Origin of the sequence: Streptomyces sp., assembly GCF_036566765.1 — a bacterium.
Classification (GTDB): Bacteria; Actinomycetota; Actinomycetes; order Streptomycetales; family Streptomycetaceae; genus Streptomyces.
The window spans coordinates 1-12,831 of record NZ_DATCVQ010000294.1 but is presented as its reverse complement, the minus strand read 5'-3'; the positions used below and the strand labels follow the sequence as shown (position 1 = coordinate 12,831).

At 75.1% G+C, this 12,831-nt stretch carries 11 protein-coding genes; 8 read left to right on the top strand and 3 right to left on the bottom strand.

The window, feature by feature from the left end; translation table 11 throughout:
* Together VIU94_RS16835 and VIU94_RS16830 are read right to left on the bottom strand one after the other, a co-directional pair.
* On the bottom strand, window positions 1-385 hold a 385-nt coding region (locus VIU94_RS16835), incomplete at its 3' end, for a DUF5691 domain-containing protein (protein WP_524540633.1).
* Window positions 386-407: 22 nt separating this feature from the next.
* Window positions 408-1,733, bottom strand: a complete 1,326-nt coding sequence (locus VIU94_RS16830) for an SWIM zinc finger family protein (protein ID WP_524540634.1) — start codon at window positions 1,731-1,733, stop codon at window positions 408-410.
* Window positions 1,734-1,886: 153 nt separating this feature from the next.
* On the opposite strand from VIU94_RS16830, the gene VIU94_RS16825 reads away from it, so the two are divergent.
* The 7 genes from VIU94_RS16825 to sucD all read left to right on the top strand — a co-directional run bounded on the left by VIU94_RS16825 (window position 1,887) and on the right by sucD (window position 10,703).
* A complete protein-coding gene (locus VIU94_RS16825) occupies window positions 1,887-2,981 on the top strand; it encodes an ATP-binding protein (protein ID WP_331912289.1) in 1,095 nt (364 codons plus the stop codon).
* Window positions 2,978-5,326, top strand: coding sequence for a DUF5682 family protein (locus VIU94_RS16820; RefSeq protein ID WP_331912287.1), 2,349 nt, complete (start codon window positions 2,978-2,980; stop codon window positions 5,324-5,326). Before VIU94_RS16825 ends, VIU94_RS16820 begins: the two co-directional genes overlap by 4 nt.
* Window positions 5,323-6,519, top strand: coding sequence for a vWA domain-containing protein (locus VIU94_RS16815; RefSeq protein ID WP_331912285.1), 1,197 nt, complete (start codon window positions 5,323-5,325; stop codon window positions 6,517-6,519). The genes VIU94_RS16820 and VIU94_RS16815 overlap by 4 nt, the downstream gene beginning before the upstream one ends.
* A gap of 100 nt (window positions 6,520-6,619) precedes the next feature.
* Window positions 6,620-7,381, top strand: a complete 762-nt coding sequence (locus VIU94_RS16810; RefSeq protein ID WP_331912283.1) for a hypothetical protein — start codon at window positions 6,620-6,622, stop codon at window positions 7,379-7,381.
* A 74-nt stretch (window positions 7,382-7,455) separates the two neighbouring features.
* Entirely contained in the window at window positions 7,456-8,181 is a 726-nt protein-coding gene (locus VIU94_RS16805) for a hypothetical protein (protein ID WP_331912281.1), read from the top strand.
* A gap of 437 nt (window positions 8,182-8,618) precedes the next feature.
* A complete protein-coding gene (gene sucC, locus VIU94_RS16800; protein ID WP_331912279.1) occupies window positions 8,619-9,797 on the top strand; it encodes an ADP-forming succinate--CoA ligase subunit beta in 1,179 nt (392 codons plus the stop codon).
* Between the two features lie 21 nt (window positions 9,798-9,818).
* Window positions 9,819-10,703, top strand: a complete 885-nt coding sequence (gene sucD / locus VIU94_RS16795) for a succinate--CoA ligase subunit alpha (RefSeq protein ID WP_331912277.1) — start codon at window positions 9,819-9,821, stop codon at window positions 10,701-10,703.
* 104 nt (window positions 10,704-10,807) lie between these two features.
* Here the strand turns inward: sucD and VIU94_RS16790 are convergent, their stop codons facing one another.
* The gene (locus tag VIU94_RS16790; protein ID WP_331912275.1) at window positions 10,808-12,196 is read right to left on the bottom strand and encodes a sigma factor-like helix-turn-helix DNA-binding protein; all 1,389 of its coding nucleotides are present in this window, start codon (window positions 12,194-12,196) and stop codon (window positions 10,808-10,810) included.
* 111 nt (window positions 12,197-12,307) lie between these two features.
* Between VIU94_RS16790 and VIU94_RS16785 the strand changes: the two genes are divergently transcribed.
* Window positions 12,308-12,831: cell division protein PerM (locus VIU94_RS16785; protein ID WP_331912271.1), on the top strand; the 524-nt coding region annotated here is incomplete at its 3' end.

The following is a 12,831-nucleotide window of genomic DNA, read 5'->3' as shown; positions in this document are numbered from 1 at the left end:
CGGCTCGCCCCGCGAGCAACCGCCCGAGCCGCCGCCGGGCCGCCTCGGGCAACCGCTCACGATCGTCCGGCGGAGCGGCCTCGGGCGAGCCGACGGCCGCCCGGGCCCGCAACCCCGCCCGCCGCCGCACGGTATGCACCGCCGCCGCACCCAGCACCGCCTCAGGAGCAACCCCCGGCCGCCGGTCGGTCCCGAGCAGCGCAGCCGCGACAAGCTCCTCCCAGGCGGTTGCCGCCGAGGCGGATTCCCCCCGCGCTGCTTCCCCGAGGGCCGGTTGTGCCCGGACCGGCTCCGCCGGGGCCGCTTCCGCCCTGGCCAGCGGTTCCTCCCCGGCCGCCTCCGCCCGGGCCGCTTCCTCCCAGGCCATCCGTTCCTCCCCCGTCATCGGATCCTCCAGGTTGTGCGCGTCAGGCGAGTGGGACGGTCTCGGTGGGGTCGTCGGGGGACCAGCCCGCCAGGGGGGTGAAGCCCTGGTGGCCGCATTCGCCGAAGACGGTCACCGGGGCGCCGCCGGACAGCGCCACCAGCCGCCACAGCCCCGGACGGGCGGCGGACGTGGGGGTGAGGGGGAGTGCGCCCTCGGTGTCCTGGAGCTGCCAGCCCGTCTGCGTCCGGGTGGGGACCACGGCGGTCAGGGTCGCCGGGCGGGCGTCCAGCCAGGGGTCGTCCCGCAGTGCACGGCCGTACGCGGCTATCGCCTCCGTCGTCGTGCCGCCCGGCGGGGGGCCGGTGGCCGGGGCAGGGGCGGCGTGCTGCTCGCGCAGCTCCGCGCGCACCTGGGCCGCGCCGGGGTACGCGGCGAGCGTCGCGTCCAGGACGGCCCCGACCGGCAGCGCGAGCTGCGGGGCTCGGCCGGCCGCGCCGAAGGACAGCAGGAGGGCCGTGCGGCCGGACTCCCGGCCGTGCAGCCAGGCGCGGCGCGCGGTGAGTTTCGCGTCCGCCGTGTCGTACTGCGCGAGCACCTGCCAGCGGTCGCGGATCGGCGGGCCGTCCGCGGGCGCGGTCAGCCCGACGCGGCTGCGGACGGTGGCCGCCAGCGGCGCCGGCAGCCGGTCCAGGGAGAGCCAGGCCCGGTCGAGCAGATGCGTCAGCGCGCACTCCTCAAGGAGCCGTACCGGCCAGCCCGCGCCGGACCCCGGTATCGCCCCCAACTCCCGCACCCGGCCCGCCAGTCCGGGTGCCTGCGCGTCGACCATGCGGGCCGCGGTCTCCTCCCACAGGCCGTACCCCGCCTGTTCGGCCGAGGCCAGCCCGCCGCGCACCAGGTCCGCGAGGCGCTGCTCCAACTCCTCGGCCCCCGCGGTGATCCGGGCAGCCCGCCGCTCGGCGCGCCGCCGCGCCGCCTCCGGATCGGCCGGACCGGCGGGGGTGGCGTCGCCCCCCGTGACGACACCGCCCCCGCCCCCCTCCCGGCGGCCCGTCAGCCACGGCTCCGCCCAGTCCGGCGCGTCCCCCTCCGCGACCGTCCCGTCGGCCCCCGCCCAGAGCAACAGCAGCCCCAGCGCGTGCTTGCAGGGGAACTTGCGGCTCGGGCAGTCGCACGTGGACGCCGGTCCCGTGAGGTCGACGACCGTCCGGTACGGCGTACTGCCACTCCCCTTGCACTGCCCCCACACCGCCTCGCCGGTGCAGCCCGTGCCCGACCACGGCCCGGCCACGCCGAGTCGGCCCCCCGCTACGCGTGACGTCTCGTCAGGAGCCAGTGCCAGCACCTGTTCCGACGTCCATCGCACCCCCATGCGAACCCCCGTCCGACTCATGGAACGACCGTACGCCGCCCCACTGACAATCGCCCCGGCCTGCGACGACAGCGGAACGGCAGCCGAGTGTCAGTGGCGTGGTGCACCGTGGAAGGGCATCGGGTCGAACGATCTGGAGGGGGAACCATGACCGTGCCCGGAACCGAGCCGCTCCGCCCGCACGCGGAGCACGCCTTCGCCGACGAACTCAAGGCCCTGACCGCCGCCGACGACCGTCCGCGTCCCGCCCGCTGGCGGCTCTCGCCGTGGGCCGTAGCCCGCTATCTCCTCGGCGGCACGCTGCCGGACGGGACGGTGATCACACCGAAGTACGTGGGCCCGCGGCGGATCGTCGAGGTCGCCGTCGCCACCCTCGCCACCGACCGGGCGCTGCTGCTGCTCGGCGTGCCCGGCACCGCCAAGACCTGGCTCTCCGAGCATCTTGCCGCGGCCGTCAGCGGCGACTCGACGCTCCTCGTCCAGGGCACGGCCGGCACGCCGGAGGAGGCGATCCGGTACGGCTGGAACTACGCGCAGTTGCTCGCGCACGGCCCGAGCAGAGAGGCGCTCGTGCCCAGCCCCGTCATGCGGGCCATGACCGACGGCACGACCGCGCGGGTCGAGGAGCTCACCCGCATCCCGGCCGACGTGCAGGACTCGCTCATCACGATCCTGTCCGAGAAGACCCTGCCCGTCCCCGAACTGGGCGAGGAGGTGCAGGCCGTCCGCGGGTTCAATCTGATCGCCACCGCCAACGACCGGGACCGGGGGGTGAACGAGCTGTCCAGCGCTCTGCGCCGCCGGTTCAACACGGTCGTGCTGCCGCTGCCCGCCACGGCCGAGGCGGAGGTCGACATCGTCTCCCGGCGCGTCGACCAGATCGGCCGCTCGCTCGACCTGCCGGCCGTCCCGGAGGGCGTCGACGAGATCCGCCGGGTCGTCACCGTCTTCCGCGAACTGCGCGACGGGGTCACGGTCGACGGCCGCACCAAGCTCAAGTCCCCCTCGGGGACGCTGTCCACGGCCGAGGCGATCTCCGTGGTCACCGGCGGCCTCGCGCTCGCCGCCCACTTCGGCGACGGCGTGCTGCGCCCCGCCGACGTGGCCGCCGGCATCCTCGGCGCGGTCGTCCGCGACCCGGCGGCGGACCGGGTCGTCTGGCAGGAGTACCTGGAGACGGTGGTCCGCGAACGCGACGGCTGGAAGGACTTCTACCGCGCCTGCCGCGAGGTGAGCGCATGACCGGAGGACCCACGCGGGACACGACGGCAAAGACCGACCGCGGGCCCCTGCTGCTCGGGGTGCGGCATCACGGGCCCGGGTCGGCGAGGGCGGTGCGTGCGGCGCTCGACGCGGCGCGGCCGGCCGCGGTGCTGATCGAGGGGCCGCCGGAGGGGGACGCGCTGCTGCCGCTCGCCGCCGATCCGGCGATGCGGCCGCCGGTCGCGCTGCTTGCGCACGCGGTCGACGACCCCGGCCGGGCCTCGTTCTGGCCGATGGCCGCGTTCTCGCCGGAGTGGGTCGCGCTGCGCTGGGCCCTGGAGCACGGCGCGGCCGTCCGGTTCGTCGACCTGCCCGCCGCGCACACCCTCGCCCTGAACGCCGACCCGACCTGGGGCGACGGCGACGAGGAGGAGCTCCACCCGGACCCCGCGGCCGGGCTGCGCGTCGACCCGCTCGCGGTGCTCGCCCGGACGGCCGGCCACGACGACCCCGAGCGCTGGTGGGAGGACGTGATCGAGCACCGCGGCGACGGCGACCCGCGCGCCCCGTTCGCCGCCGTCGCCGAGGCCATGGGCGTGCTGCGTGAGACGTACGGGGCGGGCGGGCACGGCCGCGACCTCGTCCGCGAGGCCCATATGCGGCTCCGACTGCGCGCCGCGCAGAAGGAGTTCGGCGAGGACCGGGTCGCCGTCGTCTGCGGCGCGTGGCATGTGCCCGCCCTGCGCCGCCGGACCACCGTCGCCGCCGACAAGGCCCTGCTCAAGGGCCTGCCCAAGGTCAGGACCGAGACGACCTGGGTGCCCTGGACCCACCGCCGGCTCGCCCGCCGCTCCGGCTACGGCGCGGGGATCGACTCGCCCGGCTGGTACGGGCATCTGTTCGCCGCCCCCGACCGCCCCGTCGAGCGCTGGCTGACCAAGGTCGCCGGGCTGCTCCGGGAGGAGGACCGGATGGTCTCCTCCGCCCATGTCATCGAGGCCGTCCGGCTCGCCGGGACCCTCGCCACGCTGCGCGGCCGCCCGCTCGCCGGACTCAGCGAGACCACCGAGGCCGTGCGCGCCGTGATGTGCGACGGCTCCGACGTGCCGCTCGCGCTCATCCGCGACCGCCTGGTCGTCGGCGACGTCCTCGGCGTGGTCCCGGCCGGCGCTCCCGCCGTGCCGCTGCAGCGCGACCTCGACCGGCTCCAGCGCAGCCTGCGGCTCAAACCCGAGGCGCGGGAGCGGGAGTGCGAGCTCGATCTGCGCAAGGACAACGACGCCGCCCGCAGCCGCCTGCTGCACCGGCTGCGGCTGCTCGCCGTCGACTGGGGCGTCCCGGTCGCCGGCCGGACCGGCACCGGCACGTTCCGGGAGACCTGGCGGCTGCGCTGGGAGCCGGAGCTGCACGTCCGGGTCGCCGAGGCCGGGGTCTGGGGCACCACCGTCCACGGCGCGGCGACCGCCCGGGCCGAGTCCCGGGCGCTCGCCGCCCGCACCCTCGCCGACGTCACCGCGCTCGCCGAGCAGTGCCTGCTCGCCGGGCTCGCCGACGCCCTGCCCGTCGTGATGCGCGGCCTCGCCGACCGGGCCGCGCTCGACGCCGACGTCGGCCACCTCGCCCAGGCCCTGCCCGCGCTCGCCCGAGCCCTGCGCTACGGCGACGTCCGTGCCACCGACACCGCCGCGCTCGGCGAGGTCGCCGCCGGGCTCGCCGACCGGATCTGCGTCGGCCTGCCGCCCGCCTGCACCGGGCTCGACAGCGACGCCGCCGAGGAGATGCGCGGCCACCTCGACGCCGTGCACGCCGCGCTCGGCCTGCTCCCCGACAGCGCCGACCGGGCAGACCGCTGGGCCGGCGTGCTGCACCGGCTCGCCACCCGGGACGCGGTCGCTGGGCTGATACGCGGCCGCGCCGCCCGGCTCCTCCTCGACGAAGGGCGGCTCGGGGAGGACGAGACGGCGCGCCTGATGGGGCTCGCGCTGTCGCCGGGCGTACCGCCGGCCGACGCGGCCGCGTGGGTCGAGGGCTTCGTCGGGGGCGCGACCGGGGGAGGCCTGCTCCTCGTCCACGACGAGCGGCTGCTCGCCCTCGTCGACGCCTGGCTGTCGGGCGTCCCGGACCACGCCTTCACCGACGTGCTGCCGCTGTTGCGGCGCACCTTCTCGGCGTACGAGCCGGCCGTCCGGCGCACCCTCGGCGAACTGGTCGCCCGCGGCCCGACCGCCGCCGCGACCCGCGCCCGGGCCGGCGTACCGGGCTTCGCCGACGAGCTCGACGAGCGCCGTGCGGACGCGGTGCTGCCGGTGCTGCGGCTGCTGTTGGGGGCCGATGAGACCACGCAGACCACGCAGACCACGCAGACCACGGGGGCGGACCGATGACCGGAACCGGGACCGGAAGCGGAAGCGGAAGCGGAGCCGGGGGCGATGAGCGGCTGCGGCGCTGGCGGCTCGTCCTGGGCGGGGGCGAGGCGGACGGCACCGGGCACGCGCCCACCGGGCAGGACGCCGCGATGGACGCGGCACTCGCCTCGCTGTACGGAGCGGAGCCCGGCCCGGAGCGGAGCGGGCGGGGCCGGACGGCCGGGCTCGGCGCGTCCGCACCGTCCGTGGCCCGCTGGCTCGGCGACATCCGCACGTACTTCCCGAGCACCGTCGTCCAGGTCATGCAGCGCGACGCCATCGACCGCCTCGGGCTGTCCACACTGCTCCTGGAGCCCGAGATGCTGGAGGCCGTCGAGGCGGACGTGCATCTCGTCGGCACCCTGCTCTCGCTGAACACGGCGATGCCCGAGACGACCAGGGAGACCGCCCGCGCCGTCGTCCGCAAGGTCGTCGAGGACCTGGAGCGGCGGCTGGCCGCCCGTACGCGCGCCACCCTCACCGGCGCGCTCGACCGCTCGGCGCGCATCAGCCGGCCGCGCCACCGCGACATCGACTGGGACCGCACGATCCGGGCCAACCTGAAGAACTACCTGCCCGAGCACCGCACGATCGTGCCCGAGCGGCTCGTCGGCCACGGCCGGGCGGCGCGGTCGGTGAAGAAGGACGTCGTGCTGTGCATCGACCAGTCCGGCTCGATGGCCGCGTCCGTCGTGTACGCCTCGGTGTTCGGGGCCGTGCTCGCCTCGATGCGGTCCATCGACACCCGGCTCGTCGTCTTCGACACGGCGGTCGTCGACCTGACGGACCGGCTGGACGACCCGGTGGACGTGCTGTTCGGCACCCAGCTCGGCGGCGGCACCGACATCAACCGGGCGCTGGCCTACTGCCAGGCGCGGATCACCCGCCCCGCCGACACCGTCGTCGTGCTGATCAGCGACCTGTACGAGGGCGGCATCCGCGACGAGATGCTCAAGCGGGTCGCGGCGATGAGGGCCTCCGGCGTGCAGTTCGTGGCGCTGCTCGCGCTCTCCGACGAGGGCGCGCCCGCCTACGACCGGGAGCACGCGGCGGCGCTCGCGGCGCTCGGCGTCCCGGCGTTCGCGTGCACCCCGGAGCTCTTCCCGGAGGTGATGGCGGCGGCCGTGGAGAAACGGCCACTGCCCATACCGGACATGGTGACCCATCAGTAACACGGGACTTGCGTGACCCCGGGAGGCTCGTGCGAGCATCGGCCCCGCATGCACGGAACGCGCCGTTCCGTGCGCTCCCCTCCGGAAGGCCCCCGCCCCCGTGACCCCCGCAGCCCTCGTGCCGCCCGTCCCGTGCCCCGTGCGCGGCACGGCGCTTCGGCGCGCGCTCGGGACCCTGGTCTTCCTGGGTGGCCTGCTGGTGCTGGCCGTCGCCTTCGGCGGGCAGGCGGAGGCGGCCGAACGGCTGCCGGCCCAGACCCAGGTGGCTGCTGCCACCGCGACGACCGAGCGCGTCGCCGAGCGCGCGACCGACACGATCACCGAGCCGGTACGCGCGGTCGCCGAGCCGGTCGTCCGGCCGGCGCGCGCGGCGGTTCGCGCGACCGTCGGCGAGACGCTGCGCCGGGCCGCGGGTGCGCCGGTGGCGGGCGAGGTCGTACGGCCCGTCGCCGATGTCGTACCGGACACCCGCGACCGCGTGCCCGCGCCCCTACCCACGCTTCCCGCGCCGTCGGGCCCCCTCAGTCCGAGCGCCTCCACTCCCGCCGTCCAGCTCCCGGCCGCGCCCGCCACGTCCCCGGTGCGCGCTGCCGAGGGCGTACAGGCGGTGGAGCCGGCGGCTCCGGACGTACGGGAGCTCCTCCCTGCCGACGGCGGCCACAACACCCCGGTCCCCGCTCCCGGCCGGCCCTGCGGGGTCCCCGCCACCAGCCAGGCGAGCACGCCCCGGGGCGGCGACCAGCAGGCCGCGGCCCTTGCCGCGGGCGCCCCGTGCACCGGGCTCGCCCGGGGCGCGACGCTGCCCGCGACCGTCGCCGTTCTCCTCGATCGCGCGCCCGAGGTCCTCGAGTTCCCCGGCTAGAGCAGGCCGTTTCCCCCGCCTGCTCCCCGTGCTCCGCGCACCCAGCCGAAGAATTCGAGAAAGAGACCTTCCCCATGAACGACAACCTCCGCCGTTCCCTTGCCGTCGCCGCCACCGCCACCGGCATGTGGGCCCTCGGCACCGCCGCCGCCAGCGCCGACGAGCTGCCCGTCCACATCCCGCTGACGACGCCGGACGCGGACGTGACCGACGCCGCCGACGACCTCCAGGACACCGTGCGGGACGCCGTCGAGCTCCCGCAGCCGTCCGTCCCGGCGAAGCCCGCCGTCCAGACCCCCGCCGTCCAGGCCCCGGCCGTCCAGACCCCCGCCGACGCCCCCGCCGTCGCCGACGACGAGGTCGACTACCTCTTCGGCCCGCTCTCCGCCTTCGCCCCGGAGGTGGAGCGCACCCCGGCCCACATCGCCCAGGCCCCGGCCCAGGCCGCCCCGGTCGTGGCCGGCGCCTCGCAGGACGTGCTGCCGCCCATCGCGGCCCGCGCCGTCGAGTCGCTCGCCCCGGTCGTCGGCCTGGCCGTCAGTGACGCGGGTCTGCTGGCCGAGGGCGTCGTCGCCGAGGTCCCTCAGTTCGCGGGCGGCGTCACCGGTTCCGTCCAGCCGCTGGTCACCGCGGTGACCAAGCAGGTCCAGCCGGTCGTCCAGGGCGTCGGCGGCAGCGCCGCGGGCCTCGCCGGGGCCGTGACGGACGGTGCCCAGCCGCTCGCCGGCAACGCCGGCGCGGGCGTCCGGAGCGTCGCCGTCAACGTCACTCCGGACTACCTCCCCGGCTACGGCGGCTGATCCCGGAAAACGGCCCCCAGGGCACCGGCGACGGATTCCGTGCCGCTACGGAATCCGTCGCCGCGCCGCCACCCGCCCGGACGCCTCCGGGCCGACTGAGGCCCATATCACATCGCGCCCGGTTCGCACCTCACCCCGCGGCCGGGCGCGTCGTGAGGCCCCCAAAGCCCCTTCCTCGCCTGGCACTAGGGGGCCGCGGCCTCCCGCGCCACCCCCTACGGAACGCCCCGTCACCCCTACGATCTGTGACCCGTATCACCGCTGAGAGGTGATCTGCGATTTAGGGACCCAGGTCCCTCGGGGATAACCTGCGAGACGGACATGCCGCGTCCACGGACACCGTGTACGCCTCCCTTGTGACAGCGCAGTCACGTTGCCCTTCGCGGCACGCCCACGCAGACAACGAACCGCGATCATCAGAAAAGGGACGGACGCGCGTGGACCTGTTCGAGTACCAGGCGAGGGACCTCTTCGCCAAGCACGGTGTACCGGTGCTGGCCGGTGAAGTCATCGACACGCCTGAGGCGGCGCGCGAGGCCACCGAGCGTCTCGGTGGCAAGTCGGTCGTCAAGGCGCAGGTGAAGGTCGGCGGCCGCGGCAAGGCCGGCGGCGTGAAGCTGGCCGCGAACGCCGACGAGGCCGTCGCCCGCGCGACGGACATCCTCGGGATGGACATCAAGGGCCACACGGTCCACAAGGTGATGATCGCCGAGCTGTCCCCGGAGATCGAGGCGGAGTACTACGTCTCGTACCTCCTCGACCGCACCAACCGCACCTTCCTCGCGATGGCGTCGGTGCAGGGCGGCATGGACATCGAGGAGGTCGCGGAGAAGACCCCCGAGGCCCTCGCGAAGGTCCCGGTCAACGCCGTCGAAGGCGTGAGCATCGAGAAGGCCCGCGAGATCGTGGCCCAGGCGAAGTTCCCGGCCGAGGTGGCCGAGGGCGTCGCCGAGGCCATGGTGACCCTGTGGAAGACCTTCGTCGCCGAGGACGCGCTCCTCGTCGAGGTCAACCCGCTGGCGAAGACCAAGGACGGCCGCATCCTGGCCCTGGACGGCAAGGTGTCTCTCGACGAGAACGCCGACTTCCGTCAGCCCGAGCACGAGGCGCTCGAGGACAAGGCCGCAGCCAACCCGCTCGAGGCTGCCGCCAAGGCCAAGAACCTCAACTACGTCAAGCTGGACGGCGAGGTCGGCATCATCGGCAACGGCGCCGGCCTGGTCATGTCGACCCTGGACGTCGTCGCGTACGCCGGTGAGAACCACGGCGGCGTGAAGCCGGCCAACTTCCTCGACATCGGCGGCGGCGCGTCCGCCGAGGTGATGGCGAACGGCCTGGAGATCATCCTGGGCGACCCGGACGTCAAGTCCGTGTTCGTCAACGTCTTCGGCGGCATCACCGCCTGTGACGAGGTCGCCAACGGCATCGTCCAGGCTCTGGAGCTTCTCGCCTCCAAGGGCGAAGAGGTCACCAAGCCGCTGGTCGTGCGCCTCGACGGCAACAACGCGGAGCTGGGTCGCAAGATCCTGTCGGACGCGAACCACCCGCTCGTGCAGCGCGTGGACACCATGGACGGCGCGGCCGACAAGGCCGCCGAGCTCGCGGCTGCGAAGTAAAGGGACGAGGTCAAGCACACCATGGCTATCTTCCTCAACAAGGACAGCAAGGTCATCGTCCAGGGCATGACGGGTGCCACGGGCATGAAGCACACCAAGCTCATGCTGGGTGACGGCACCAACATCGTCGGCGGCGTGAACCCGCGCAAGGCCGGCACGTCCGTCGACTTCGACGGCACCGAGGTCCCGGTCTTCGGCTCGGTCGCCGAGGCGATGGAGAAGACGGGCGCCAACGTCTCCGTCCTCTTCGTGCCGCCGGCCTTCGCGAAGTCCGCCGTGGTCGAGGCGATCGACGCCGAGATCCCGCTGGCCGTCGTGATCACCGAGGGCATCGCCGTCCACGACTCCGCCGCCTTCTGGGCGTACGCGAAGGCGAAGGGCAACAAGACCCGCATCATCGGCCCGAACTGCCCCGGTCTCATCACCCCGGGCCAGTCCAACGCCGGCATCATCCCGGGCGACATCACGAAGCCGGGCCGCATCGGCCTGGTCTCGAAGTCCGGCACGCTGACGTACCAGATGATGTACGAGCTCCGTGACATCGGCTTCTCGTCGGCCGTCGGCATCGGTGGCGACCCGGTCATCGGCACCACGCACATCGACGCCCTCGAGGCGTTCGAGGCGGACCCCGACACCGACCTGATCGTGATGATCGGCGAGATCGGCGGCGACGCCGAGGAGCGTGCGGCGGACTACATCGCCAAGCACGTCACCAAGCCGGTCGTCGGCTACGTCGCGGGCTTCACCGCGCCCGAGGGCAAGACCATGGGCCACGCCGGCGCCATCGTCTCCGGCTCCTCCGGCACCGCCCAGGCGAAGAAGGAGGCCCTGGAGGCCGCCGGCGTCAAGGTCGGCAAGACGCCGACCGAGACCGCCAAGCTGGCGCGCGCCATCCTCGCGGGCTGAACGACCGCCACGGCCTGACGGCCTGACGGTTCTTCGAACCGCTGCACGACCCGCACAGGTGGGCCCCGCTCCCGGATCTCCGGGGGCGGGGCCCACGTGCGTTCTCAGCCCGCCTGCGGCACCAGCCGCTCCGGTCCGTGGTGCGGGCGCGAGCGGAGCGCGTCGCGCAGCTGCTCGTCCTCCCAGCTCAGCTTCTCCGGACCGCCGCGCAGCGGGACCCCGTCGACCGTGTGGCCGGGCGCGAGCTCGGGCACGTACTGCCTCGGCGCGGTCTGCAGCGTGAGCGCCGTCGCGCCGATGAGCGCCGCGGTCAGCGCGAACGTCGTGCGGGTCCAGCGTCGGGTGAGCCGCTCGCTGCCGGTCCGCACCGCCCGCGCGGGCGCGAGCGAGACCGTCGGCGCCTCCGCCACCAGGGCGCGCAGCCGCCTGTGCAGCGCGTCCGGGTCCGCGAGGTCGGGGATCCGCTCGCCGATGACGGTACGGGCGTACAGCAGCCGGTTCGCCGCCGCCGGGGTGCTCGCCTCGGTCTCGGCGGCCGTCTCGGGCAGGTCCAGGCCCAGGCCGTCGTAGAGGAGGACGGTGCGGCGGTACGGCGGGGGCAGCTCCAGGAGGGCCGCGAGGAGCGCCCTGCGGCCCGCCTCGGTCGGCGGGGAGTCGGGGTGCCGGTGGGCGCGGCGCAGCCGGTGCCAGGGCGAGAGGGCGTAGTCGTACGCGGCCGCCCGCACCCAGCCGACCGGGTCCGCGTCGACGGCGACCTCGGGCCAGTGCTGCCAGGCGCGGTGGAAGGCGTTCTCGACGGACTCGCGGGAGAGCCGGCGGCGGCCGGTGAGCAGGTAGGTCTGGTGGACGAGTCCGGGGGCGGCGTGCGAGTAGAGCGCTTCGAACGCGCCCTCGGGGGTGAGCGCGGGCTCAGCGGGTTCTGCGACAGCGGGCTCCGCGACGGCGGGCTCGGCTCCGGCAGGCTGCGCGACGGCCGGCTCGGGCTTCTTCTCCGGGGCCTCGACGGCCCTCGGCGGCTTCAACGGCTCCGGCTTCGACGGCTCCGGCGGAGCCTGCTTCCGCGCCGCCGCCGGTTCCGGTTTGAGACGCTCCTGGCGTTCCTCGGCGGCGGGCCGCTGCGGGTGGGCGGCGGCCGCCTTGGCCCGGGGCGCGGGCCCCGTCGGCGGCTTCTGGGCGCGCTTGGCCGCGGCCTTGGGCCGGGTCGTGTCCCGCTGGGGTGCGGCGGTCTTGGGGGGCGCGGGGGGCGGCTCGGGCGCTTCCTCGGGCGGCGCGGAGGCCGTGTCATCGGCGCTCAGCAGCTTCACGTACGCCTCCCGCTTGCGCCCCCGGGGCTTCGTGCGCCCGGTCTCCCAGGACCGGACGGTTGCGCGGGTGACGCCCAGCGCCTCGGCGACCTGGTCCTCGCTCAGCGCCCTCGCCTCGCGCAGCCTGCGGCGCTCCTTCGGAGAGGGCATCGCGTCGGCAGAGGCGGAGTGTGAGGTGCTCTGACTCATGGACGACGACCTCCCGCAGAGCCGCTCTGGCCGGAAAAGCACATAAATGTATCTTGAGCGACACAACGGAGGTTTGCCTGTTACGCCGCAAAAGGGCGTGTCGTTGGCAGCATGGGGCGGGTGACCCACCTGACCGAGCAGCCCTCCGCGCAGGCGTCCGACCCCCTTGCCCGCAGCGGCCGTTCCGCCGTCCTCGCCGGGGCCCTCGCGCGCGGCGGCATCGCGGCCGGGCTCGGCCTCGGCGCGCTCGCGGTCCTGGTCACGGTCCTGTGGATCAGCTCGCCCTACCCCGACAGCGGCCCCGGCGGGGCGCTGCACGTCGCGGCGGGCCTGTGGCTGCTGGCGCACGGCGTGGACCTGGTCCGCACCGACACCCTCACCGGCGTGCCCGCTCCGCTCGGCATCGCCCCGCTGCTGCTCATGGCGCTGCCGGGCTGGCTGGCGCACCGGGCCGCGCGGGACGCCATGGAGCCCGAGGAGGGCCGGCCCCGGCTCTCGGCGCTCGGCGCGGTGGGCGCAGTGGGCGGCGGATACCTGCTGGTCGGGGCGGTGGTGGTGATGTACGCGGCAGCCGGCCCGCTGCCCGCCGACCCGCTCGCGGCCGCGCTGTGGCTGCCCGGCGTGACCCTCGCGGC

What these genes read in the sequence shown, in the direction of transcription:
- VIU94_RS16820 (WP_331912287.1), top strand. Translation starts at nt 2,978, where the DNA reads ATGACCGGAGGACCCACGCGGGACACGACGGCAAAGACCGACCGCGGG.
- VIU94_RS16825 (WP_331912289.1), top strand. Translation starts at nt 1,887, where the DNA reads ATGACCGTGCCCGGAACCGAGCCGCTCCGCCCGCACGCGGAGCACGCC.
- VIU94_RS16815 (WP_331912285.1), top strand. Translation starts at nt 5,323, where the DNA reads ATGACCGGAACCGGGACCGGAAGCGGAAGCGGAAGCGGAGCCGGGGGC.
- VIU94_RS16790 (WP_331912275.1), bottom strand. Translation starts at nt 12,196, where the DNA reads ATGAGTCAGAGCACCTCACACTCCGCCTCTGCCGACGCGATGCCCTCT.
- sucD (WP_331912277.1), top strand. Translation starts at nt 9,819, where the DNA reads ATGGCTATCTTCCTCAACAAGGACAGCAAGGTCATCGTCCAGGGCATG.
- VIU94_RS16805 (WP_331912281.1), top strand. Translation starts at nt 7,456, where the DNA reads ATGAACGACAACCTCCGCCGTTCCCTTGCCGTCGCCGCCACCGCCACC.